This window comes from Rheinheimera sp. MM224, assembly GCF_947090785.1.
Classification (GTDB): domain Bacteria; phylum Pseudomonadota; class Gammaproteobacteria; order Enterobacterales; family Alteromonadaceae; genus Pararheinheimera.
In genome coordinates this window covers 522,956-546,391 of sequence record NZ_OX352320.1, presented here as the reverse complement: position 1 = coordinate 546,391, position 23,436 = coordinate 522,956, and the positions used below count along the sequence as shown (strand labels likewise).

Annotated in this window: 20 protein-coding genes and 1 pseudogene; 11 read left to right on the top strand and 10 right to left on the bottom strand. The window is 46.7% G+C overall.

What is annotated here, in order from left to right; genetic code table 11:
• The first annotated feature begins 107 nt into the window (after window positions 1-107).
• From OM978_RS02665 to OM978_RS02635, 7 genes are all read left to right on the top strand, one after another.
• Window positions 108-737, top strand: coding sequence for a glutathione S-transferase family protein (locus tag OM978_RS02665; protein ID WP_264345375.1), 630 nt, complete (start codon window positions 108-110; stop codon window positions 735-737).
• Window positions 738-764: 27 nt separating this feature from the next.
• Window positions 765-1,148 (top strand): hypothetical protein, encoded by a 384-nt coding sequence (locus OM978_RS02660; protein ID WP_264345373.1) that lies wholly within the window; start codon window positions 765-767, stop codon window positions 1,146-1,148.
• 53 nt (window positions 1,149-1,201) lie between these two features.
• The gene (locus OM978_RS02655; RefSeq protein ID WP_264345371.1) at window positions 1,202-1,636 is read left to right on the top strand and encodes a hypothetical protein; all 435 of its coding nucleotides are present in this window, start codon (window positions 1,202-1,204) and stop codon (window positions 1,634-1,636) included.
• A gap of 26 nt (window positions 1,637-1,662) precedes the next feature.
• Window positions 1,663-2,037: a VOC family protein gene (locus tag OM978_RS02650; RefSeq protein WP_264345369.1), complete on the top strand. Its 375-nt coding sequence runs from the start codon at window positions 1,663-1,665 to the stop codon at window positions 2,035-2,037.
• Between the two features lie 122 nt (window positions 2,038-2,159).
• Window positions 2,160-2,714 (top strand): DUF805 domain-containing protein, encoded by a 555-nt coding sequence (locus OM978_RS02645; protein ID WP_264345367.1) that lies wholly within the window; start codon window positions 2,160-2,162, stop codon window positions 2,712-2,714.
• A gap of 18 nt (window positions 2,715-2,732) precedes the next feature.
• Complete coding sequence (locus tag OM978_RS02640) at window positions 2,733-3,278, top strand: hypothetical protein (protein ID WP_264345365.1); 546 nt, start codon at window positions 2,733-2,735, stop codon at window positions 3,276-3,278.
• Between the two features lie 40 nt (window positions 3,279-3,318).
• On the top strand, window positions 3,319-3,678 hold the full coding sequence (locus tag OM978_RS02635; protein WP_264345363.1) for a VOC family protein: 360 nt from the start codon (window positions 3,319-3,321) through the stop codon (window positions 3,676-3,678).
• A gap of 12 nt (window positions 3,679-3,690) precedes the next feature.
• Here OM978_RS02635 and OM978_RS02630 read toward each other — a convergent pair whose 3' ends face one another.
• From OM978_RS02630 to OM978_RS02615, 4 genes and pseudogenes are all read right to left on the bottom strand, one after another.
• Complete coding sequence (locus OM978_RS02630; RefSeq protein ID WP_264345361.1) at window positions 3,691-5,169, bottom strand: phosphoesterase; 1,479 nt, start codon at window positions 5,167-5,169, stop codon at window positions 3,691-3,693.
• Window positions 5,170-5,292: 123 nt separating this feature from the next.
• A complete protein-coding gene (locus OM978_RS02625; protein ID WP_264345359.1) occupies window positions 5,293-8,007 on the bottom strand; it encodes a TonB-dependent receptor in 2,715 nt (904 codons plus the stop codon).
• Window positions 8,008-8,324: 317 nt separating this feature from the next.
• Window positions 8,325-8,651 carry a hypothetical protein gene (locus tag OM978_RS02620; RefSeq protein WP_264345357.1) on the bottom strand — a complete coding sequence of 109 codons (327 nt, stop codon included), beginning with the start codon at window positions 8,649-8,651 and terminating at the stop codon, window positions 8,325-8,327.
• An 84-nt stretch (window positions 8,652-8,735) separates the two neighbouring features.
• A pseudogene (locus tag OM978_RS02615) lies at window positions 8,736-9,110 on the bottom strand (FKBP-type peptidyl-prolyl cis-trans isomerase); the annotation flags it as partial.
• Window positions 9,111-9,370: 260 nt separating this feature from the next.
• On the opposite strand from OM978_RS02615, the gene OM978_RS02610 reads away from it, so the two are divergent.
• On the top strand, window positions 9,371-9,643 hold the full coding sequence (locus tag OM978_RS02610) for a DUF3297 family protein (protein WP_264345353.1): 273 nt from the start codon (window positions 9,371-9,373) through the stop codon (window positions 9,641-9,643).
• A 144-nt stretch (window positions 9,644-9,787) separates the two neighbouring features.
• Here OM978_RS02610 and OM978_RS02605 read toward each other — a convergent pair whose 3' ends face one another.
• From OM978_RS02605 to OM978_RS02590, 4 genes are all read right to left on the bottom strand, one after another.
• Window positions 9,788-12,775 (bottom strand): TonB-dependent receptor, encoded by a 2,988-nt coding sequence (locus OM978_RS02605; protein WP_264345351.1) that lies wholly within the window; start codon window positions 12,773-12,775, stop codon window positions 9,788-9,790.
• 14 nt (window positions 12,776-12,789) lie between these two features.
• Window positions 12,790-13,809, bottom strand: coding sequence for a FecR family protein (locus OM978_RS02600; protein ID WP_264345349.1), 1,020 nt, complete (start codon window positions 13,807-13,809; stop codon window positions 12,790-12,792).
• A 37-nt stretch (window positions 13,810-13,846) separates the two neighbouring features.
• A complete protein-coding gene (locus OM978_RS02595; RefSeq protein WP_264345347.1) occupies window positions 13,847-14,338 on the bottom strand; it encodes an RNA polymerase sigma factor in 492 nt (163 codons plus the stop codon).
• A 171-nt stretch (window positions 14,339-14,509) separates the two neighbouring features.
• Window positions 14,510-15,148 (bottom strand): NAD(P)H-dependent oxidoreductase, encoded by a 639-nt coding sequence (locus OM978_RS02590; RefSeq protein WP_264345345.1) that lies wholly within the window; start codon window positions 15,146-15,148, stop codon window positions 14,510-14,512.
• A gap of 216 nt (window positions 15,149-15,364) precedes the next feature.
• Here OM978_RS02590 and OM978_RS02585 point away from each other — a divergent pair, with 216 nt between their 5' ends.
• From OM978_RS02585 to zapE, 3 genes are all read left to right on the top strand, one after another.
• On the top strand, window positions 15,365-16,582 hold the full coding sequence (locus OM978_RS02585) for a GAF domain-containing protein (RefSeq protein WP_264345344.1): 1,218 nt from the start codon (window positions 15,365-15,367) through the stop codon (window positions 16,580-16,582).
• 350 nt (window positions 16,583-16,932) lie between these two features.
• Entirely contained in the window at window positions 16,933-18,966 is a 2,034-nt protein-coding gene (locus OM978_RS02580; RefSeq protein WP_264345342.1) for an alpha/beta hydrolase family protein, read from the top strand.
• Window positions 18,963-20,087 (top strand): cell division protein ZapE, encoded by a 1,125-nt coding sequence (gene zapE, locus OM978_RS02575; protein WP_264345340.1) that lies wholly within the window; start codon window positions 18,963-18,965, stop codon window positions 20,085-20,087. Before OM978_RS02580 ends, zapE begins: the two co-directional genes overlap by 4 nt.
• A 17-nt stretch (window positions 20,088-20,104) precedes the next feature.
• Here the strand turns inward: zapE and OM978_RS02570 are convergent, their stop codons facing one another.
• On the bottom strand, window positions 20,105-21,256 hold the full coding sequence (locus tag OM978_RS02570; protein ID WP_264345337.1) for a DUF1624 domain-containing protein: 1,152 nt from the start codon (window positions 21,254-21,256) through the stop codon (window positions 20,105-20,107).
• Window positions 21,246-23,345 carry a TonB-dependent siderophore receptor gene (locus OM978_RS02565; RefSeq protein WP_264345335.1) on the bottom strand — a complete coding sequence of 700 codons (2,100 nt, stop codon included), beginning with the start codon at window positions 23,343-23,345 and terminating at the stop codon, window positions 21,246-21,248. The genes OM978_RS02570 and OM978_RS02565 overlap by 11 nt, the downstream gene beginning before the upstream one ends.
• Between the last annotated feature and the right edge of the window lie 91 nt (window positions 23,346-23,436).

Here is a 23,436-nt window from a genome sequence, read left to right as displayed (position 1 = left end):
GGTCCACAAGTATGGCCTTGAGCTGCACTTGTGGGCGCTGTTGATGCTGATTGATAACGAGCAGTGAGTTAACACTGCTATGAAAACATCCAAATCAAGAGCTGGCCATGCTAAAAATTTTAGGCAAATCTTCATCCATCAATGTGCGCAAAGTGCTGTGGACCTGTACAGAACTTCAACTGAACTATGAACAGGAAGAATGGGGTTCTGGTTTTCAATCCACTGAAACAGATGCATTTAAAGCCCTGAATCCTAATGCGCTGGTGCCTGTATTGCTTGACGATGATTTTATACTTTGGGAATCGAATGCCATTTGCCGGTACTTAGCTACACAATACCAGCACCAGCAAAAAGAACTTTTGCCGATGTCTGCCAGGCAAAGGGCTTTGGTTGAACAGTGGATGGACTGGCAGAGTACAGAGCTAAATAACTCATGGCGTTATGCTTTTATGCATCTGGTGAGAAAAAGCCCTGCTTATGCAGATACGGCCGCGGCAGCTAACAGCATTGAAGCCTGGAATCAAAAGATGCATATTCTGGACGCCGCCTTAGCAAAAACAGCGCAGTACATTACTGGTGCTGAATTTACTCTGGCAGATATAGTGTTGGGTTTGTCGGTAAACAGATGGTTGATGACACCAATGCAGCGGCCTGAGCTACCTGCTGTGGTAGCCTACTATCAAAAACTCAGTTTGCGCCCTGGTTTTCAGCTTTTTGGTTGCAACGGTATCCCCTAACCTGCCAGGTTCAATGAAAGGAAAGCCATGTATTTTATTGCTGCTTTTGGTCTGTTAATGCTGCTCTTTAGCCTGATGATGCTATTCAGGCCACATGCTTTTGCCCAAGGCATCATCAACTTTAGCGAGCAGCGTTATTTTCATCCTTTTGAAATCATCAGCAGGCTGATTGCCGGAGGCATTTTTGTCAGCTACGCAACAGAAACTCAGTTTCCATTGTTATTTAAGATCATAGGTTCAGTTTTATTATTGGTAGGTGCTGGTTTGGCGTTAACACCTCCGGCACTACATAAAAAATTTGCAGTCCAGTCGGCTAATAGCTGCAAAAACTACTTTCGTTTTATAGGTGTAGTGTCTGTGGTTTTAGCTTTAGCTTTGATTTACGCCGCTGTGGGACATGTCATTGATTAGCAGCCATAACTCAACTAACTTAAATGCTAAACAAATCCCTGTGGAGCATCATCATGCTTAATCTGGTTCGAAATCTGCTCGCTATCCTTTTGGGTGTAATGGCTGGCGCAGCGGTCAATATGGCGCTTGTCAGTATTAGCCCCATGCTTATTCCTCCTCCTGCAGGCGTTGATGTCACGAACACAGAAAGCCTGAGTTTGGGTATAGATTTATTTGAACCCAAACATTTTATTATGCCCTTTCTGGCGCATGCCCTTGGCACTTTGGCCGGAGCTTTGGTCGCTTACCTGGTAGCTGCCAGCCATAAAAACCGTTTTGCTTATGTGATTGGCGTGTTTTTTCTTTGTGGTGGTATAGCAGCAAGTTTTATGATCCCAGCACCCACCTGGTTTATCGCTCTGGATTTGATAGTGGCTTATCTGCCAATGGCCTGGCTGGGTATTTTGCTTGCGCGCCGGATACAACCAGAAAAAACGGATTGGTCATAAGCCGACACTAAAAACAGGAATTAGCTATGGGAAATAAAATCATTGGATTAGGCCAACTTGCCATCACAGTCAAAGATGTGCAGCTTTCATTGCCATTTTATACAGAGGTGCTCGGACTGCAGTTTCTGTTTGCTCCGACAGAACAGCTGGCTTTTGTTCAATGCGGTGACACTCGTCTGATGCTAAGCACCCCACAAGGCGCAGGTGAGATTGGCAAAAACTCTATCCCTTATTTTAAAACTACAGATATAGAACAGTTTTATGCTGCCGCCTTAGAGCAAGGCGCTTTGGGTGAAAGAGCACCACAACTTGCCGCACAAATGCCGGATCACCAACTGTGGATAGGTTTCCTGAAAGACCCGGACGGTAACTTAATAGGCCTGATGGAAGAAAAGCGCTAAAAATCAGCAACAAAAAGCGCAGACAATCTGCTGTCGTCATACTGTCGTAGCTTTGCCGTCACTGCTGAGTTAAGAGTTAAGTTATCTTTGTGTCCTGCGAATAAATGCAAGGTATCGAAGCCATGAAAATTAATGCAGAACTGGTAAAAAAACTAAGAGCTGACAAGCAATGGTCACAGGAGCAACTGGCAGCCGCTTGTGGCCTGAACCTGCGTACTATTCAGCGGCTGGAAAACACAGGCAATGCATCCATTGAATCAGTGCGGGCTTTAGCTGCTGTTTTTGCAGTGGATGCCAGCAGCCTGCTTCTGAGCTCCGAAACATCAGAAGTTACAATTCCCACTCCACTTTCAGTAGTCAAAGACTGCTTTGTGCAATTTGCTGATTTTTCCGGTACGGCCAGCAAGTATCAGTATTGGTGGTTTTTAGTTTTTGTACTGTTGATTAGTGCACTTGCGGAAATTATCAGCCCGGTATTAAGGCAGTTTGTCACTGTACTTATTCTGCTGCCTTTTTTGGCAGTAGGCACACGCAGACTCAATGACGCCGGGCAAAATGTCCGGTGGCAACTGATGTATCTGGTCCCTTTTGGCTTTGTAGTGGTATTGTTTTTTATGGCCAAAGACAGCATACAACCTACATTGTCCGCACCGCCCACGGCGGATAGCCGGGCATAAAAAGAAACGGAGCATAAGGTGCAAAAACCAGTGAATATTATCGCTCAACATGATTTGCTGGACCTGCTGCTGCAAAACTATCAACAGGACATAGGCAAAGATTTCACCGCTTATCGTCACCACTGTTACAGAGTACTGAATCTGGCATTTTGGCATTCTGATCACTCAGAACAGTCGCTGGAAAAAATAGCTATAGCCTGTGCTTTTCATGATCTGGCGATCTGGGTCTGCCATAACTTCGACTATATAGATCCGTCCGTGGCTTTAGCTCAGCACTATTTGCAGCAACAAGGGCTGTCGGATTGGTCGACGGATATCAGTTTATTGATCAGTGAACATCATAAGGTCACAGCTTGTGACGACAATAAACTGGCTGAAGCTTTTCGTAAGGCCGACTGGACAGATGTTTCTTTGGGTTTGCTTAATTTTGGTTTAGACAGAGCTCTGCTGCGGGCTTTATATCAAGCCTTCCCCACTGCCGGTTTTCACTGGCGACTGGTGCAGCTTTCTGCTGCTCATTTTGTGAAGCATCCACTCAAACCACTGCCGATGTTTAAATGGTAAGGTAGTGAACGCACTGGTTTTTAAATAAAGGAAATGAACAATGAACAATGATGGAAAATTAAACTACGTCGAATTTCCCGCCCAAGATTTAACCGCCACCAAAGCATTTTTCAGCGCGGCTTTTGACTGGAGTTTTGTCGACTATGGCCCTGATTATGTCGCCTTTTCTGATCAAGGTTTAGACGGTGGTTTTTTCCGATCTGAACAATGCTCCACAAGTTCAACAGGTGGAGCTTTATTGGTGTTTTACAGTGCGGATATCAACGCCACTTTAACCAAAGTACAGCAGCATGGCGGCATTGTGATTAAGCCTATTTTTGACTTCCCTGGCGGCTGCCGTTTTCACTTTACCGAACCCAGCGGCAATGAATTTGCTGTTTGGTCAGAGTCTAAAGACTAAGCCAGATTGGGCTTAGTCTTGAACCACTTGAATAAACACCGGATTGCTGTAAAACCATAAATCAAACCATGGGTTTTCGCCTTTGGCATCGGCTTCAGGTTCCAATTCGTTTTTATTGTTAGTGCCACGCAAACGTAGATACTGGCTGGTACTGACTTTACCCAGTGACAATTCAAACTGGCTATAGCCGTCTTTTATGCTCCAGTCTGCTGGATAAAAACGTTTGGCTATTTTGGTATCTGGTGCTTCGTCGCTATTTCGCTGTGAGGCTGGGCCTTTGATAAAACCTTGAATCACATCCACCCGTTCAACTTGTGGGTTAAAACCACCGCCGTTGTTGCTAGTGGGGTCACGAAAACGCACCCGCAGCACCAGCTCATCTTGTGGTTTTACAGTCAAAGTCTGGCCTGCTGTGGCGGTGTTATCTGAGTTTTTTACTGCCACTTCAACAAATAGAGCATCGATCAAATCGCCAGTGGTGACAAAGACTTGTCCGGCTTTGAGAGCTGTAAAAATGCTGTCGTAGTTTTTATCGGCGTAGACATAAGTTTTGGCGTATTGCCCAGGCCAGAAGTCAGCCCAACCGTCTGTGTAATGACCATGGCTGTCGGATACTCCTGTCACCCACCAAGACCGGCCTTCGCTTAATAAACTATCCCAAACCCCACCTAAACGGGCTGTCATCTGGTCATAGCCACCCATAGTCGGATAATCAGGGTATTCGCCGCGAATGGCGGTCGGATCTGAGCTGCCATCTGGATTTAAAGTCGCCGCCTGATGGCCTTCAGCGCCTGTCATACCTATGACTACATCAGGTGCTGTATCCTGCCAGTCGCGTAATTGCTCTGGTGTGACTTTATTGTATTGCCGAAAGCCTGTGGCCAAACGCGCCGGATGATTTACAAGCAGCAGCGGTTTATCCGGTAATTCATTCATGGCTTTTAAGGCGTGCAGCATAAAGCCATCTTCAGCCTTTTCCGGCCCAGGAGGTACACCCTGACGTCCGTTGTAGCGGCTTTCTATCTGGTACAGCTGCTCTGCTTCTGTTGGCCTGTGTGGCATAATAAAACTGGCATGGCGACCACCTGGGCTATTACCCGGCACATCAAACTCCATACCGTAAAATTGCAGAATTTGCGGTAAAGCTTTACGTGAAGCCAGAAGTTCAGGGTAAGCCTGCTCCAACGCCAGTTTGGCGCGATTTGGCCCACCGTGATCGGTAATCACCATCCAGCTTAAGCCATAATGCGAAGCCATTTGGGCATTTAGCGGAATCGAATATTTGGCATCGCCACCTAAAATAGGTGCCGGCGGAAAAACCGAGTTATCCCATTTCACACTGTAATGGCTATGCACATGGTGATCACCGGCCAGCCAGCTTTTGCCTTGTTCTGGTCTTTGCTCTACTTGCACTTGCTGGCATGACGCCACTAGCAAAGTCACGATACCAGCCAAGCCAATCTGCTTTTTATTCACAACAAAAGTTTTCACTCACTACACCTTACAGCTAAGAAAATCGGGTTAAAGCTGTAGGGGCGGGGCTTGCCCCGCCCGTATCGAATTCGCACCGAAGCTGCCGTCAACAACGCTGCAGCTTCAAGTACGAGGCTATAGTTAGAACTGCACCGTCACCCCAGCCATATAAGTCCGGCCACTAAAGGTGGTGTTATAGGCCCTGTCGCTAGAGTCACTATACAACTCGTCACGCACATTGGTCAGGTTTATCGCTTCCAGGTTCAGTTTTACGCTGTCACTTAAGCGGTAAAAGGCAGAGAAATCAACGTTGGTGGTGGCATGGTAACCACGTTCGTCATCGTCAATAGAACCACTTTCCACACCTGTGATGTAATCACTGCGGTAGGCTGCAGCAACACGGGCGCCCCATTGTTCAGCCTCGTAATACAGCGTGAAGTTGTAACTCTGTTTGGATAAACCAGGGAAAGCTTTGATTTGATCTTCGCCTGAGTTTTCGACGTTACGATACAAGGTGTTACCGTCTGCCCAGGTGTAGTTGGCGATCACACCTAAGTTATTAAAAGGCTCTGGCAGGAAATCCAGATCCCGTTGCATCGCCAGTTCAAAACCTTTGATGGTGGACGAATCCGAGTTTTGTGGTGACGACACATTAAAAATGTCGTTTACCGTTTTGCCTTTTGGTAATAACTCAGCCGGTAAACCCAGTTCGCTGTACACAATCTGCTGGGTTTCAGTGACGATAAAGTTATCAATGTCTTTGTAAAACAGCGCCGCAGACAATAAACCTACATCTTCAAAATACCATTCCAACGCCGTATCAAAGTTATCTGACTCAAAAGGTTTCAGATGTGGGTTACCTACGGAAATCTGGCCTATATCATTTTCGCCCAAGGAGGTTTGGCTAACGTTGGCCGAAAACGCCATAGCGCCTAACGAAGGACGGGTCATGTTTTTGCTCAGGCCAGTACGCCAGATCACATCTTCTGCAAACTCATACGCAATATTCAGGCTTGGCAGATAATCTGAATAATCGCGCACCATCTCTGTTGGAATGCCTTTCGACAAACCTTTTGAGCTCAGCTCTGTGGTGAAGTAACGCACGCCGACATTGGCACGCAGCGGCATACCTGCCACATCATATTCAGTATCGTAGACCAGATAAGCAGCCTGAGTTTCTTCGGCCAGATCATAAGCCGAACTTTCCACTGTGTAGGCATCTGTTAGGGTGAAATCGGTCAGGCCATAAAAGGCCTGCAAGGCGGCCATATCACCTTGCAACCAGCTTTTATCCGGATGACCGTTAAACAGTTGCACCTGTTCGGCCGTCAGTGTTTTTACGCCCTGATTTTGTGGTGTGGCTTTATTGCTTGGGAAATCCTGAGCAACCCGCTCAAAACCTGTGTTCGTGAACTTCTTATAGTTGGCACCAAATTTCAGGCTGGAGCTGTCGGTTAAACCATAGTCAAAATCCAGCTTGGCATTATCAAAGTCGGAGTAAATAAAGTTCGACTGAAAGTACAAGTCTTTGACTGTGTAGCCATCCAGAGTAGTGACATCAAAACTCGGTGAATAGCTGTGACCGTAGAAGGCATCTTGTGTGAAGTCAGTAATAATATTCACTTTTTTACTGGCTTCGATATTGAGCTTATTCACACGAGGTTGCTCGTAATCAGAAGAACTGTGGCCAAGCATAGCGCTCATTTTTAAGTCGTCGGTCAGAGTCCAGTCCGCGGTTAAACTGGCCTGATTTAATACCGATTCGTTGCGATCCTGACGGTTTTCATTACGCCAGGTCGCATTTTTATAATCAGCATAAATCACTTCTTTATTGCCGTTATTGTCACGCCAGACTAAGTCGTTCACCACCGAGTTATCTTTCACCGCCATATGATGCTCAGACAACTGGTTTTCCAGTTTGCCGTGCATCAAATCCAGCACCAGACTGAAGTCTGAACTTGGTTTGTACTGCAAAGCAGCAGTAATACCTAAACGGTTTTGATCATTTTCCCAAACTGAATAACGATGGCCACGCGGGAACCATAATTCACCTGAATCCAATTCAGCTTGTAATGCTGTGTTGCTGGCATCGGCCGCTTTTTTACCGCCTTCACGACGCCAGCGTGTGGTGTTGGTGCCGTATTCATTGGTTGCTCTGTCGCTGTACGCCACAGATACCAGGGCACCAAAATCCGACCAGGTATTAGACAATAAAGCCGCGATACGAGGGTCAGTGCTGTCGGTATTGCTGTTGGTGCCGACCTGAGCGGAAATAGCAGCCTGAGCGCCATCGTAATCAAAAGGTTTAGCAGTGCGTAAATTGACAGTACCAGCTATGCCACCTTCTTCCTGATCGGCAGAGTAGGATTTTTTCACATCAATCTGGTTAAACAGCTCAGAGGCAAAAATATTAAAGTCAAAAGCCCGGGTACGGGACACTGCACCACGCGCATCCATAGGCGAAGACGAAGTACCTAAAGCTTCCATACCATTGACTTGAACGCGGGTAAAATCAGGGCCTAAACCACGCAAAGAAATCTGTCGGCCTTCACCCCCTTCACGGGTAATAGTGACACCAGGCACACGTTGCAGTGAGTCAGCCAGGTTCAGATCCGGGAAATCGGCAATATCTTCCGCCACTATCGAATCCTGAGCGATCATGGCTTCACGCTTCAGATCTTTGGCTTTGATAATAGAGCTACGAAAGCCTTTCACTTCAATCACTTCTGTTTCTGTCGCTTTAGCTTCTGTAGCTGCTCCTGTAACAGACTGGGCTAAGACCATAGGGCTATATAAAGCCGGAAGTGCAGCCAGCACGGCCAAAGCCAGATGACTCTTGCGAAGATTCGTCTTCATAATTAATCCATTATTCCTGGTTAGTTAAGCTGATTAAGTAAATCTGCCAAACGCAAATGCGCAGCAGTCCTCCTAAAGAGCAACGACCAGTGATTTATGGACAGAAAATTTTATGAAGTTTTTTTTACAGTGGGTTGGGGCAGTGTAAGTGGGTTAAACAGATAGCCGATAGTGATGCGAAAAACTGAAATTTGAGCGGCTCTCATCTCACATCTTTGTAACTATCGGCAAAATCTGGCGTGACCCGCATTGCTATTATCACTATCCATGCTTGCTAATTTCTGCTGTTGACCAGAACGAACAGGCAGGGTCCTCAGCTACAGTGAATTTTTATACCGTTTTGAAAACAACACACTAAAGAATGCTATGCACGCGGCACATAGCACCCAAAACATGACGATGCTAAAAATAACCACAGCTGACGCGTCCATCAATCCAAACTCGCCCAAGATGATATCTGAACTATCAAACACATAGCCTAAGCCAGCAAACTTAGGGACATTCGCCCATACTGCCAACCAGGCAATCAGCAAAATAGGTTCCAGACCCATCTCAGCCAAAAGCGAAGTGAACACTGCTGGCAAATTAAGCAACAGAGCTAGAAAAATAAATCGCGTGATGAACTCTTTTGATGTCAGCATCATTAGATCCTTTCAAATACTTGTCACAAACCTAAGCAGCCTCTGGCAGAATGCGCATAGAGATGCAGCTCTCCCTTTCTTTTTACTTTACTGGACCTCAAACAACTCCACATCAAAAATCAGAGTTGAACCGGCCGGAATTTTGCCTGCGCTGCGGTTGCCGTACCCCAGATTGGAAGGTATATAAAAACGGAATTTATCGCCCACTTTCATTAACTGCACACCTTCGGTCCAGCCAGGAATAACGCGGTTTAGTGGGAAAGAAATAGTTTCGCCGCGTTCGACTGAAGAGTCGAATACAGTGCCGTCAGTGAGCGTGCCGTGATAATGCACCCGCACTGTGCTGCTGGCGGTTGGGTGGCTTTCGCCGTTGCCACTTTGTAAAACCTCATACTGCAGGCCTGAAGCTGTGGTTGTTACGCCCTCTTTTTTAGAGTTCTCAGCTAAAAATGCACTGCCTTTTTCCAGATTCAGCGCTGCGGCTTTTTGGTTATTGGCGTTGTTGTAGAAGTAATAAGCTATACAGGCGAGAACTATGATAATCAAAGCAATTTTCATGGTGGATCCGTTAATTAGGCTAGGTAATAGCTATCTTATTGTTAATGTTGGTTTTGGTCAAAGATGAGGTGAAACAGGATTGTTGATTATTGCACGGCCGCTCTTGAGCCCAATGCAGGCTTTGCCTACAATGGCGCACGTTTTATTTATTACAGGCCAGAGCCATGACAGACACTACCACTCAAGACACAGCAGCACGCCCGGATTTACCGGATCGCCTTTGCACTAACCCACGTAGCCCGCATTATGTAGCAGCAATTTTCGAACACGATGTTGGTATTCGTTTGAATGGCAAACAGCGTTTTGACGTGGAAGAATATTGCATCAGCGAAGGTTGGGTGAAAGTGGCAGCAGCCAAAGCGCTGGACCGTCGTGGCCAGCCTTTACTGATGACGCTTAAAGGTAAAGTAGAAGCTTTTTATACCGAGCCTAATTAAAACCGCAGCTTTGTCGACTGTACAACTCGCTCAGACTTTCGTTTGGACGCGAGACGGGCAGGGATAAACCCTGCCCTTACATTTTCGCGGCGAGTGCAATCCAAGCAGACGTATTTAGCATCAATAAAATACCGTACTTCCCCATCAAAACTCCGCCGTAACCCCAAGCATATAAGTGCGGCCGCTATAAGTGCTGTTGTAAGCTCTGTCGCTGGAGTCGCTGTATAATTCGTCGCGCTGATTGGTCAGGTTAAGGGCTTCGAGGTTTAGCTTTATATGGGCGTTTAGCCGGTAATAAGCTGAAAAATCGAGATTAGTGCTGGCGTGATAACCTCGCTCGTCATCGTCGATAGAGCCACTTTCAACTGCTGTGATGTACTTGCTTCTGTAGGCTGTCGCTAAACGCGCGCCCCAAACTTTGGTTTCGTAATAAAGCGTCAGGTTATAACTTTGTTTTGATAAGCCAGGTAAAGCTTTGCGCTGGCTCTGACCTGAATTTTCCACATTCGGATAAAAGGTATCGCCATCAGCCCAGGTGTAGTTGGCGATGATGCCTGTATGCTGAAAAGGCGCTGGCAGGAAATCCAGATCACGCTGTAGCGCCAGTTCAAAACCCTGAACGTTGGACGAGCCTGAGTTTTGTGGTGACGACAGATTAAAGATATCGTTCACCGTTTTGCCATCGGGCAGTAATTCGGCAGGTAGCCCCAGTTCGCTGTAACGTCGCAGCTCTGTTTTAGTCAGAATAAAGCGCTTTATATCTTTATAAAACACAGCCACTGAAGCCAGACCTGCATTCTCAAAATACCACTCCAGAGCCATATCAAGGTTATCCGATTCAAAAGGTTGCAGCTCTGGATTGCCTGCTGAGATTTGGCCTATATCGGTTTCGCCCAGCGAGGTTTGGCTGACATTAACCGAAAACGCCATAGCGCCTAATGAAGGGCGGGTGATATTTTTACTCAGGCCTGTGCGCCAAATCAGATCCTCTGTGAGTTCATACGCCAGATCCAGGCTTGGCACATAGCCTGAATAGCTGCGTTTGATGCTGGCAGGTTGCATGTAAGACACACCTTGCGAACTCATTTGAGTGTCGAAAAAACGCAGGCCCAATCGCGAGCGTAAAGGTGAACCTGCAAGATCGAGGTCATGGTGATACAACAGGTAAAGTGCGTTGGTTTGCTCAGCTAAATCGTACACCGAGCTTGAGATGGTATTGGCATCTGTTAAAGCGAAATCTGTCAGGCCATAAAAATCCTGCACTGCAGCTATATTGCCTTCCAGCCAGCTTTGAGCCGGATGGCCATGATAAATCTGCACCTGATCTGGGTTCAGGCTAACCACACCCTGGTTCTTTGGTGTAGTAATGCTGTAAGGAAAACCGCTGGCCTCTTGCTCAAAACCTGAATTACTAAACTTTTTATGGTGAACACCAAACAGCAGTGCCTGACTGTCGCTAAGCTGGTAATCAAAATCCAGCTTGGCATTATCAAAGCTGGAATAGATAAAGTTCGACTGGAAAAACAGATCTTTGACTGTATAACCTTGCAGTGTGGTGACGTCAAAATCAGCCGAAGAGCTGCGGCCATAAAAAGCGTCCTGAGTGAAGTCTGTGATGATGCTGGCTTTTTTCTTCGCTTCAATATTGAGTTTCTGCAACAGCGGCTGGCTGTAGTCGGATGAACTGTGGCCCAACATAGCGCTGATCTGCAGATCGGCAGTGGCTGTCCAGTCTGCAGCCAGACTGATTTGATCAAACACCGACTCGTTATAATCTTCCCGGCTTTCATTGCGCCAGCTGGCATTTTTGTAGCTGGCATAGACTACTTTTTTGTCACCTTTAGCACTTTCACGCCAGATTAGAGAGTTCACCAGGTTATTATCTTTCACCGCCATATGATGTTCAGCCAGCTGGTTTTCCAGTTTACCGTGCATCCAGTCCAGCACCAGACTGAAGTCTTGGTTGGGTTTGTATTGCAGCGCTGTTGTGATACCTAAGCGGTTTTGTTCGTTTTCCCAGACAGAAAATCGCTGACCACGTGGAAACCACAACTCGCCTGAATCCAGCAGGTTTTGCAGTTCAGTATTACTGCTATCGGCCGCTTGTTTTCCGGTTTCGCGCCGCCAGCGCGTGGTATTACTGCCATATTCATTGGTAGAGCGAACACTGTGAGTCACAGAAACCAGAGCGCCAATATCTGACCAGAGCTCAGAGAACACAGCGGAGAAGCGGGGATCGGAGCTGTTGCTGTTCGTGCCCAACTGAGCCGACATACTGCTTTTTGGCCCATCGTAATCAAAAGGCTTGGCGGTATGTAAATTGACAGTGCCCGCTATACCGCCTTCTTCCTGATCGGCAGAAAAGGACTTTTTAACATCAATTTGATTAAACAGCTCAGAGGCAAAAATATTAAAGTCAAAAGCCCGGGTCCTGGACACAGCGCCACGCGCATCCATTGGCGAAGAAGACGTGCCTAAAGCTTCCATACCATTCACCTGAACACGAGTGAAATCAGGGCCCAAGCCCCGCAATGAAATCTGCCGGCCTTCGCCCCACTCTCTGTTAATAGTAATGCCAGGCAAGCGCAGTAAGGAGTTGGCTAAATTCAACGCTGGAAAGTCGGTAATGTCGTCGGCGACCAGCGAGTCCTGCGCAATCATGGCTTCGCGCTTGAGCGTTTTAGCCTGAGGCAACAGTGCTTTGGTCACAGCATTCTGCTCTGCAACTACACTGGCACGTACAGCTATCACTTCCATAGCAGCAGGTGGTTTTTGGGTTTTACTAGCGGGAATAGCAGCAGCCATAGCTGGTTTTTCTACTACGGCTTTGGCTTTAATCAACCAGCCTTTTTGCCGCGGAATAGCTTCTAAAGGCTGCTGTGCTAGCAGCTGGTTCAGTGCTTCAGAAGCTTCGAATTCACCATAAAGAGCAGGCGCTTGTCGCCCTTCAAGCAAAGCCGGGTCGTACAATAACGGCTGATTTGCCTTACGGGCAAATTGCAGCAAGGCAACAGATAAAGGCTGAGATGGCATGGAATACAACTGCTTTTGTTGTGCTTCAGCAGCCCATACAGACAGGCTTTTGCAACAGCACAAAAGTAATAACAAACAGAGTTCAGGTCGTAACCACACAACCCGCCCCCACTTTATTGTTGCTGAGAGGCCGACCGGCTCAGCCGGATGCCGCTGCTGCTTTGCTGCATCGTTAAGCCATAAGCTTCAGTCAAAGCCGATAAGGTTTGTTGGGTATTGGCCAGTTCAAAACGACCAGCTACCCGCAAATCTGCGACCTCAGCACTTGCACTGACGGGCACTATAGCCGACCGGTTTAGCCGGTGCAGCAAATAGGCTAAAGTTTCGTTTTCAATTTCAATCCAGCCGGAACGCCAGTCAACCAACTGCTGCAAATCCACTTTTTGTACTTCAGATAATTTATTCTGCTGAATCCGAATTCGCTCGCCACTTTTGAGTAACTGACTTGGACCAGCAGCGCTAGCCTGCACCTGCACAGCACCTTCGTACACCGTGATATCAATCAGATCCGGGTCGCGATCAATATTAAATTCAGTGCCAACAGCCACGACACTGACTTGATCCAGTCGCACTTCAAAAGGCCGCTGTTTGTCTTTGGCTACGGCAAAATAAGCAGCGCCCTGACCTTGCAGCACCTGACGTTTATCTGCCGTAAAAAACACAGTGAGCTGACTGTCTGGCGCTATATCGACCACTGACCCATCATCAAGCGCTTGTTGCATACTGTTGGCCTGAGCTGTTTTTAGCTCGTAAGGCGCAGGACTAGAAAACAAACTGCCATTGCCCATATAAAGCAACATCACCAACACAGAACTGAATGCCATAGCAGCACCAGCCAGCTGTAATTTAGGCCATTGTGATTTCGTCCATTTCGGCGAAGATAACTGCCAGCGTTTGAAGGGTGAAGGCTGATAAGCAGACAAAGCTTTAGTTAAAGCCGGATCCTGCCAGGTTTCGACCATAGATTGCAGCAGTACAGGGTGTCTGGGATCGGCATCCAGCCAATGGCTAAACCGCCTTTTACTCAGGCTGTCCAGCTCACCACTGGCGAGTTTTTCAACCCAGCTGGCGGCCTGCAGATACAGCTCCTGCTCTGCCTGTTCTTTGCTATTCAACTTTTCTTGTTCACTCAAAATAGGACTCACATACCCTTATTTACAATAACAGTATTTATAAAACACGCTGCTGATCGATCAGACGCTGAATATCCGCCAGCGCTCTGCTGACATGTTTAGATACTGCATCCTCACTGATTTGCAGTAAAGCAGCAATATCGCTACGGCTTTTGCCTTCCATGCGGAGTAACACAAAAACTTGTCGTCTTAATGGCGGCATAGCAGATAGCGCCTGACTAAACCGATCCACAGTTTGCTGCATGCTGGCCATTTCTTCCGGATTGGCGTTTTGACACAACACTTGATCAGGCTCTTCGGCCTGCACAGGTTTTAATCGCATCAACATATGACGGGCTACAGTGAAAGCATAAGCCAGAGGATTCAGAATAGGTCGTTGCTTTGCCTGTTCCAGCACACGGGCGATAGACTCCTGAAAAATATCGGCGGCATCAGCGCTACTGGCATTTCGCTCCAGATAACGAGCCAAAGGCGCAGCATTTTTTAATGCCTGATGTAGATCCTGCTCCGGCTTTTCAACTATCGACATAAAGCCCCCATACTCACATTCATAGTCAAACCATAACTGATGAATATGACAGTAGGTTGACAACGATGTCAGACAGAGAAAAGAGGATGAAATAGCTAGAAAAGCAGTTAGGAAAGATGTTGTATCGATAGACAGAAAGAAGGCCTGTGAAGGCCTTCTTAGAGCACAGAATTAATTAATTTCAGTAACAAACTGCTCGCGGCTGCGACGGATTTTTTGCAGCTTCACCAGCCAGTCGCCTTCATCAGCACGGTAGCCTAAAGGCAATAACAACACAGAACGTAAACCCTTTTCTTTTAAGCCAAGGATTTCATCCACTTTAACCGGATCAAAACCTTCCATAGGCGTGCTATCTACTTTCAGCTCGGCTGCAGCAATTAAAGCTGAACCTAAACCAATGTAAGCCTGACGGGCCGCATGTTGATAGTTGGTTTCAGCGTCACGCTGCGGGTAGGTGCTGAGCAGCATAGCGCGATAGTTTTCCCAGCCTTCGTTTTTAAAACCACGGATTTCGTTGGTTAAATCAAACATGTTGTTAATACGTTCAGTGGTGTAGTTGTCCCATGCCGCAAACACCAATAAGTGTGAGCTGTCAGTGATCTGGCCCTGATTCCAGGCGTGAGGCTTAATTTGTTCACGTATGGCTTTGTTGTTGATCACCAGCACTTCATAAGGCTGTAAACCACTGGACGTAGCGCTTAAACGGATAGCTTCCAGAATAAAGTCGATTTTATCCTGTGAAACAACCTGACTAGAATCGAATTTTTTGGTGGCATAACGCCATTCTAATTTACTGATTAAATCAGACATCTGGTACTTCCTTAAACAACAAAGAGGGAACAAAACGGAGCGCGATTATACGCCCCTGTGTTTCCGTTCTGTTAGTTGATATCAGTCTGACTTATGGCATTTTGTAATTTTCAAACTAAAGATTCGCCCCAATGATTGCGTTAACAATTTTCATCTGACAAAAGTCTAATATTGCCTTTATACTAAACAGAACAAACAGATAGCAGAGTTAGGTTCATGCAGACAACGGATTCCACTGCGCAAACAGGTCAAGTGCTGACACTGGATCATTTTGTCAGCCACTGGCAACTGATGATAGATTTATTAGCTCGTCAGGCCGATGTACCTTGTGCTTTGATCAACAGGATGGATGGCAGCCAGTTGGTGTTGCAGGTAACCAACAGCAATGGAAAACACCCGTTTTTTGCCAGTCAAAGTATGCCGCTGCAGCTGAACTCCTATTGCGCCAATGTGCTGCGTACGCAAAAACCTTTGCATATAGCGGATGCGACTCAAGTGCCTGAAATGCATGACAACCCAACAGCAGTTTTAGGCCTGGTGTTTTATCATGGTTATCCGCTGTATTGGCCCGATGGCCATCTGTTTGGCACCATTTGTATTCTGGATTATTTCAACAGGCCGATGGACGAGCAACACACTCAGTTGCTTCAACTCTTTAAAGAAGCCATTGAAGGCGATTTGGCGTTATTTGATCAAAACATTGAATTGCAGCAGCAGTTACAGGAAGAAAAAAACTACAATCACCAGCTGATGTTGTCGTTACAGCAATCTCACTATAACTTGCCTCAACTCTCTGATTTATTGGCCAATTTAATGCAAATGTTGCAACAGCAAATGCAGCAGAGCCAACAACAGTTGCAACTGATGTACAGCAGGCTGCTCCAGCCTGAGCATAAACTAACCTTGCCTTTGCTTAAACCTGCCCTGCAGCAACTCAAACAACACAGCTTGTGTTGGGCAGTATTATCAGGAATGCTGGAAAAGCTGACGGGCGTGCAGGCGAAACCACAGACGACAAGCAAAGTGATTGATCTGGCAGAACGTGGCGCTTATCAGGCCTCTATTTTATTAAAAGCCTCTCCGAAAATTTCATCTACTATTTCGCCTTTGCTGGCCTGTTCACTGCCCCCTCAAGTACTGGAACTATTGTGCTGCGCTTTAAGCTGCTATTTGCTAAACCATAGCCTAAGCCGCACACCTGAACTTAGCTTGAGCACTGAACAGCAAGGAACTCAGCTGCAACTCAACTGGATCTTGTTATATCCATGGCAAAAAGAAGCTAAATCAGAAGAAAACCATGCCGAACCTTTTTGGGTGTTTAGTCAGTATCTGGCCAAATTGTCAGGTGTAAGATTGCACCAAGAGGAAAAACCAGAAAAGCTCCATATCAGACTCTATTTAACACAAACAGCAGATTTAGCTGCGACTTGTTGAATCACTCATTCGGCAGAAGAAACAGGGAGCATAAAGCTCCCTATGGATCCTGTTTCACTGCTTCTTCAGAAGGATAATGATGCAACTCTTCCGGCAGGATATAACCATTAAAACTTAAGAGTTGTACAAAGGTTTGCCAGAATTCTCGGCTGAACATAACGACCTCCGGTTTTACTTAAGGCCTTTTAAGTATAGCTCTGGGCAGAACTGAAGCAGCTTTTTTGCTGCGCGCAGCTCCACAACTTCAGCTTAGTCCTGAATGTCCCTCCACTCGTCAGGGTTTTATTTATGACTCTACTGGCCTATGCTAGCGTCAACTTATTGCTTTGACTGAACAAACGCGAGTGTTTATGAAATTTAGTCTCTCAGCCCTGATCATGATTGTGGCGGCAGGAACTGCTCAGGCCGCAACTGAACCTTTAACAGCTCAGCATTTATGGCAAGTTGCGCGCCCCGGCGCCATGACTTTATCGCCTGGTGGCCAACAGTTGGCGCTCACTGTTACCCGTTATGATCTGAACGCCGATAAAGGCAATGCGGATATCCATATTCTGGATTTACGTACCCAGCAATTAACGGCTTTAACCCAGCATCCGGATTCAGACAGCTCGCCAGCCTGGAGCCCTGATGGTCGTCAGCTGGTGTTTTTATCCAAACGCGGCAATGAAACCAATCAGTTGTTTTTATTACCTTTAACGGGCGGTGAAGCCAAAGCCTTAACCAAACTACCTGTTGCTGTGCAGCAGCCAAAATGGTTTCCGGATGGCCAACGTATTTTGTTTTTAGCCAATGTACCTAAAGGGTTTAATGGTGACTTTGCCGCTTTAGCTGAGCAACTAAAGCAGAAGAAAGACAATAAAGTCACAGCACGGGTGACTGAAGACAGAGTCTATCGTTTCTGGGATCACTGGTTAACCGATGACAGCTATCCGCATTTATTCAGTATAAATATTCACACCGGCGAAATTGCCGATTTAACTCCGGGCTGGGATCGCTGGTTTAGTTTAAATGGTGATGCTGAATTTGATATCTCTGTGGATGGCCGCCAGATTGCGGTCAGTGCAGTGACCAGCCCGCCGCCTTTTGATCAGATCAATCACGATATTTTGATTATTAAAACTGACGGCTCAGGCCAGTTTGTGAATATCACTGCAGACAATCCCGCCACTGACAGCAACCCGAAATTCAGCCCTGATGGTAAAAGCCTGGTCTATGGCGCACAGCGCAGTACCTTTTTTACCTCGGATAATAACCAGCTGATCCGCTTTGATTTTAAACCCCAGCAAAAAACCAACCTGACTCAGGATTGGGATATTTCGGTCGATGACTGGGAATTTGGCAACAACGGTACTTTGTATTTTCAAGCAGCCGACAAAGCGAAATCTGCTTTATACAGCATGCCTTTAGCTGGTGGCACGGTGAAACAAATTTTGCGTCAGGCTGATATCAGTCAGCTGCAGATTGGCCAACAGCAACAAATTTATTTGGTGCAGCACAGCATGAAGCAGATGCCGGAACTTTATAGTCTGGATAATAAAGGCCGCACTTTAAAGCAGCTCAGCCGGTTAAATCAGGAACTGCAGCAAAGCATTAGTTGGGGCAAAACTGAAGATGTCAGCTTTGCAGGTGCTGATGGCAAACTGGTACAGGCATACATTACTTATCCGCCAAACTTTGACCCGACAAAAAAATGGCCTTTGCTGAATGTATTACATGGTGGTCCTCACAGCTACTCGGGCGATAGCTTTAGTTACCGCTGGAACTCACAGGTATTTGCCGCTGCAGGTTATGTGGTGATCCAGCCAAACTTCCATGGCTCGACTAGTTTTGGCCAGGCTTTTGCTGAATCTATTCATGGTGAACATCCGGTTAAACCTTTTATGGACAGTGAAGCGGCTGTGGACTACATGCTGTCGCGTGGTTTTATTGATTCCACCCGTTTAGCAGCTGCTGGCGGCAGTTATGGTGGTTATCTGGTGAGCTGGATTGCCGGTCATACCGAACGGTATAAAGCGCTGATTAACCATGCTGGTGTGTATAACCTGATGGGACAGTTTGCCTCAGACTCGACCACACACAGAGTAAATGCGTATGGCGGCTCGCCATGGAGCGGGTTAGAGATCATGCAGCAATGGAACCCTGCTCTGTTTGCCGATAAGTTTGTTACTCCTATGCTGATTATGCATGGTGAACAGGATTACCGTGTGCCCGTGACCCAGGGTCTGGAAATCTATGGTGTCTATAAAGGCAAAGGCATAGATGCACGTTTGGTATATTTCCCAAATGAAAACCACTGGATTTTAAAACCTAACAACTCCATTTTCTGGTTTAACGAATTCACCAGTTGGTTAAAACGTTATGTGCCTGCGGGTCCAACAGATTGAGTTCTGACTCTTTAACCTCGCTTTATCAGCAACAGGTCCAACAGGGCCTGTTGTTGTATGACGAGCCACAATATCAGGCGGTATTGGCGCTGCAGCAGATAGCGGATCAGTTGTGTTCCGGCATGCCAACTTTGGGTTTGTATCTGCATGGCCCTGTCGGTCGTGGCAAAACCATGCTGATGGATTTGTTTTATCAGCAGTTACCCAGTGATGCCAAAATCCGACTGCATTTTCATCATTTTATGGCGCGGGTGCATCAGGAGCTCAAGCAGCATCAGGGCGAAGCCGACCCTTTATTGCAAATCGCCCAAGACTGGGCTCAACAGTACAAAGTGTTGTGTTTTGACGAATTTTTTGTCAACGACATAGGCGACGCTATGTTGCTTGGCACCTTATGGCGTTACTTGTTTCAGTGTGGCGTGGTGCTGGTCACCACCTCCAATGCGGTGCCAGAAGAGCTGTATAAAAACGGCCTGCAACGTCAGCGCTTTTTACCCACTATTGAACTGCTGCGCCAGCATTGTAAGGTTGTGACTCTGGATCACGGCATAGATTACAGGCGCTTAAAGCAAAGCCCTATGCGTTATTACCAACAAGCTGGTACTGAAGCAGAGCTAAAACAGCAGGCAGAGCAGCTGTTTGGTGAAGTGCAGCCCCTGCCCGACTTTGAATTGTTGGGTCGCTGTTTTCCGGCTTTATGGAGTAACGAAAAAATCATAGGTTTTGATTTTATGGCGCTCTGCTCGGGCCCACGCAGTCAGCTGGATTATATGCAGCTGGCAAGCCGCTACCAAGCTATAGCAGTGTTGGATGTACCTCAATTTAGCGCTGTATCGGACACTGCCATTTTGCATGGTGTGGAAGATAGTTATCAGCGTGAACATCAGGATATTTATATCAGCAAGCTGGATAATGAAGCACGGCGTTTTATTGCCCTGGTGGACGAGTGTTATGACAGAGGCTGCTTATTACTGCTGACCTCTGCTGTGGCTATTTCAGAGCTGTATCAGGCGAAGCAGCTGGAATTCGCTTTTGCCCGCTGCGAGTCACGTTTATATGAAATGCAGCAGTGGCCAGCTTCTGCGACTGTTCCAAATCAGAGCGCAGCAGCTGCGCTCTGACAATCTACAACAACTGTCTACAGATAACGTATCCAGGCCTGCTGGCTGCGTTTTTTATACAAAGAGAATTGCTTAGTTGGGTAATACAAAGCTGTCGCTAACAACACGCTAGTCAGCCAGATCCAGCCCATATGCTCCATACCAAACCTGTCACCCTGATTAGGCCCAAACAAAGTGACTAAAATCCAGTGCAGCACCAGCAGCACGTACAAATGTAGTATGTAGAAAAACATCGGTGCTGAACCAAAGTTCACCAGTATTTGGGTCCACTTGCCTTTTTGTTTTTCCAGCGCAAGCAGCAGTAAAAGCATCAGACCTAAAGTTACCAGCAGGAAATTTAGCGAAGGTGGGTACTTGGTCAGATTCAGTATAGACATCAGGGTTGTGACCAAATCCGGATAGAGTTGCCAGTCCAGAGTTTCACCGTAAATGTTAAAACCACGCAGCAGCACAAACAACACTAAACAGCTGGCTCCCAACTGCAGCAATAAAGCGCCGCGATGCTCTGCAGACATAGCTTTACTGTACAAAGGCCCCGCCAGATAACCCAGAATAATCACGCCTATCCAGGGTAAGACCGGATAACTGGCTTTGATTTTAATGGCGCCACTACTTATCAGATAATTGCGGTCATGCAAAATAGTCCAGAGCGTATAACCCCATTCATCCGGTTGAAAATTGATAGGAGTCAGCAGGTTGTGCCCAAAGACGATGCCAAAACCCAGCAAAGCCAACATAGCTTTTGGCCACTGACTAACCAGTGCCAACACCACCATACTCAGGCCAATAGCCCAAATAACCTGTAACCAGACGGTCTCGTAAGAACCCATCCAGGCAAAGGGCAACACTATCCATTCAAGCGCTATTAAAAACAAGCCTCTTTTGATCAGAAAACTACGGGCTGAACGCACAGGGCCATTGGCTGGGTTCGCATAAAGCCAGGCTGAAAGACCAGTTAAAAATACAAAAACCGGCGCACATAAATGCGCAGCAAAACGGCTGAAAAATAAGCTGGTGGATGTGATATCGAGATCCATAGGATCCGACACCTGCAGATGATAAAAAAACCGCTCCCGCACATGGTCCAGCAACATGATCAGCATCACCAGACCCCGCATCATATCGATGCTTTGTATACGACTACGGATAAAGGCTTGATCAGAATGCATAGGTCAGACTCACTTTGTAACTGCGTGGCTCACCCGGCACAGTCCACAGCGCCGAATAGGAGTTATGGATATAAAACTTATCAAACAGGTTGTCGACATTCAGCTGTGCTTTCCAGTTTTGATCTAAATCAGCAGCCCAAGACAGGCCAAATAAAGTATGGGACGGCAGCATATAACTGCTGTCGACTGAATCCCCTAGTCGTTTTGCTACATGATTAACCCTAAGCCCTAATCGACTTTCGACTGACCCCAGCGGTAACAACTGAGTCAGCATCAGGCTGGCGTTGTGTTTAGGAATATTCACCAGACGACTGCCGGCTGGCACATTCACTGCCCAGTCGATGTTAATCATGTCGTTGGCGGTTTGTGTATCCAGATAGGCGTAAGACAATTGAGCAGAGAGCTCTTCTGTGAGCTGGCCTTGTAAATCCAGTTCAATACCACGGCTGGTGGCTTCACCTAAGGTTGCAGAGAAACCGACATTAACCGGATCTGAGGTCTGAATATTGGATTTTTTCGCATCAAATAAGGCCAATGTGCCGGTGACACCAGCAGCTATAAATTTGGCACCAATTTCATAAGAGTCACTTAACTCTGGATCAAAAGGATTGCCCGCATAGTCGGTACCGCTTAATGGCAGGAAACCTTCCGAGTAACTACTGTAGAAGCTTAATTCCGGGTTTACTTCATAAACCAAACCAATACGAGGGCTGACTTGAGTACCGCTTTTATCCGAGCGGGTGGCTTTGAGCAGCTCCTGAATATCCTGCTGATAATCGTCAAAACGCAGGCCCAGCAGTAACTTCCAGTGTTGTGTCAGATCCATTTGATCCTGCAGATACATACCCCAGGCTTTTTGGCTTTCCTGATTTTCATACAAAGGCGCAGGCGCTGTGGCAGTGCCTCCATACACAGGGTTAAAAATATCTAATGCGTAGGTGCCTTTTGGACCACGGAAACGTGATAACAAGGTATATAAATCATAATCATAGGCATCAGCGCCCATCAGCAGATGATGCACTACACCAGCAGTATTCAGGTGACCACTTAATTCAAAACGCACAGAAGTGTCTTCAGCCTGATAATCACGGTAACGGCGCTGGCGGGTTAGGGTTTTACCATCGTCAAATAAGGACTGCCGGGCAGCTGCTAACTCAGCATCTGAAGAAAAGCCGTTTAACGACGAGTCGCGATAACCTAAACCTGCTAAAAAAGACCAGTCGTCACTCAGGCTGGTTTCATAAGATAACTGATGGCCAGTGGCTTCAATTTCTGTGGGGCCATCACCAGGTTCACCTAAATAACGAGAACGTGGCACTGTATGAAAATCGCCGTTTAACACCACTATACCGCGATCAAATAACTGCTCCTGTTTCAGGTATTCGAACTCGTATAACAAGGCAGATTTATCATCCAGATCAATACGTACTGAAGGGGTAAACACCTGTTTTTTGCTGCTGACATAATCACGGAAGCTGCCATAGTCCTGCACTGCACCATTGATGCGCACCGCCACATTGTCGCTGACACCGTTAGTGTAATCGGCTTCTACTCTGTGCTGATCAAAACGACCAGTAGAGACTTGCAGATAACCTTCCTGCTCCTTTTGTGGTTTACGGGTCACTACATTGATAGTGCCACCAGGTTCTGAACGGCCATAAAGTGCTGAACCTGGCCCTTTTAAAATCTCCACATACTCAACATTAGATAAATCACGGTGACCACTAAAACCACGGCCGCCGTTAAAGCCATTAATTAAATAACCAGACGGCATATTTTCATTGCCCGGAAAACCACGCAGCGAAAAACTATCCCACAAACCGCCACCGTTATTCTGCCGTGAAATGCTGGCTGAAAAATCCAAAGCATCCTGAAAACGCGTTAACGCATTGTCTTGCAATAAACTTTTGTCGATGACGCTAATTGACTGAGGTAAAGACTGAGCCGGAATATCCCCACGATAAGCCTGGCGATACAGCACTTCGATACGCTCAATATCCTCTGCCGATTCAGCTGTAGCTACAGGAACAGAGGCAATAAAGCCAACAGAGAGCATAAGAAAAGAGAGTTTAAAATTTGTGGTTGGCATGATGTTTTTAGTCCGGTCACTACAAAGGATTGGGCTGAATCGATAAAGTCAGGATTAAAATGATACAATATAACATATCCATAAACCAACA

Bases quoted from the DNA above. Each gene is read 5' to 3' on its own strand.
- OM978_RS02665 (WP_264345375.1), top strand. From the start codon at position 108: ATGCTAAAAATTTTAGGCAAATCTTCATCCATCAATGTGCGCAAAGTG.
- OM978_RS02660 (WP_264345373.1), top strand. From the start codon at position 765: ATGTATTTTATTGCTGCTTTTGGTCTGTTAATGCTGCTCTTTAGCCTG.
- OM978_RS02655 (WP_264345371.1), top strand. From the start codon at position 1,202: ATGCTTAATCTGGTTCGAAATCTGCTCGCTATCCTTTTGGGTGTAATG.
- OM978_RS02650 (WP_264345369.1), top strand. From the start codon at position 1,663: ATGGGAAATAAAATCATTGGATTAGGCCAACTTGCCATCACAGTCAAA.
- OM978_RS02645 (WP_264345367.1), top strand. From the start codon at position 2,160: ATGAAAATTAATGCAGAACTGGTAAAAAAACTAAGAGCTGACAAGCAA.
- OM978_RS02635 (WP_264345363.1), top strand. From the start codon at position 3,319: ATGAACAATGATGGAAAATTAAACTACGTCGAATTTCCCGCCCAAGAT.
- OM978_RS02625 (WP_264345359.1), bottom strand. From the start codon at position 8,007: ATGAAGACGAATCTTCGCAAGAGTCATCTGGCTTTGGCCGTGCTGGCT.
- OM978_RS02620 (WP_264345357.1), bottom strand. From the start codon at position 8,651: ATGATGCTGACATCAAAAGAGTTCATCACGCGATTTATTTTTCTAGCT.
- OM978_RS02610 (WP_264345353.1), top strand. From the start codon at position 9,371: ATGACAGACACTACCACTCAAGACACAGCAGCACGCCCGGATTTACCG.
- OM978_RS02595 (WP_264345347.1), bottom strand. From the start codon at position 14,338: ATGTCGATAGTTGAAAAGCCGGAGCAGGATCTACATCAGGCATTAAAA.
- OM978_RS02590 (WP_264345345.1), bottom strand. From the start codon at position 15,148: ATGTCTGATTTAATCAGTAAATTAGAATGGCGTTATGCCACCAAAAAA.
- OM978_RS02585 (WP_264345344.1), top strand. From the start codon at position 15,365: ATGCAGACAACGGATTCCACTGCGCAAACAGGTCAAGTGCTGACACTG.
- OM978_RS02580 (WP_264345342.1), top strand. From the start codon at position 16,933: ATGAAATTTAGTCTCTCAGCCCTGATCATGATTGTGGCGGCAGGAACT.
- OM978_RS02570 (WP_264345337.1), bottom strand. From the start codon at position 21,256: ATGCATTCTGATCAAGCCTTTATCCGTAGTCGTATACAAAGCATCGAT.
- OM978_RS02565 (WP_264345335.1), bottom strand. From the start codon at position 23,345: ATGCCAACCACAAATTTTAAACTCTCTTTTCTTATGCTCTCTGTTGGC.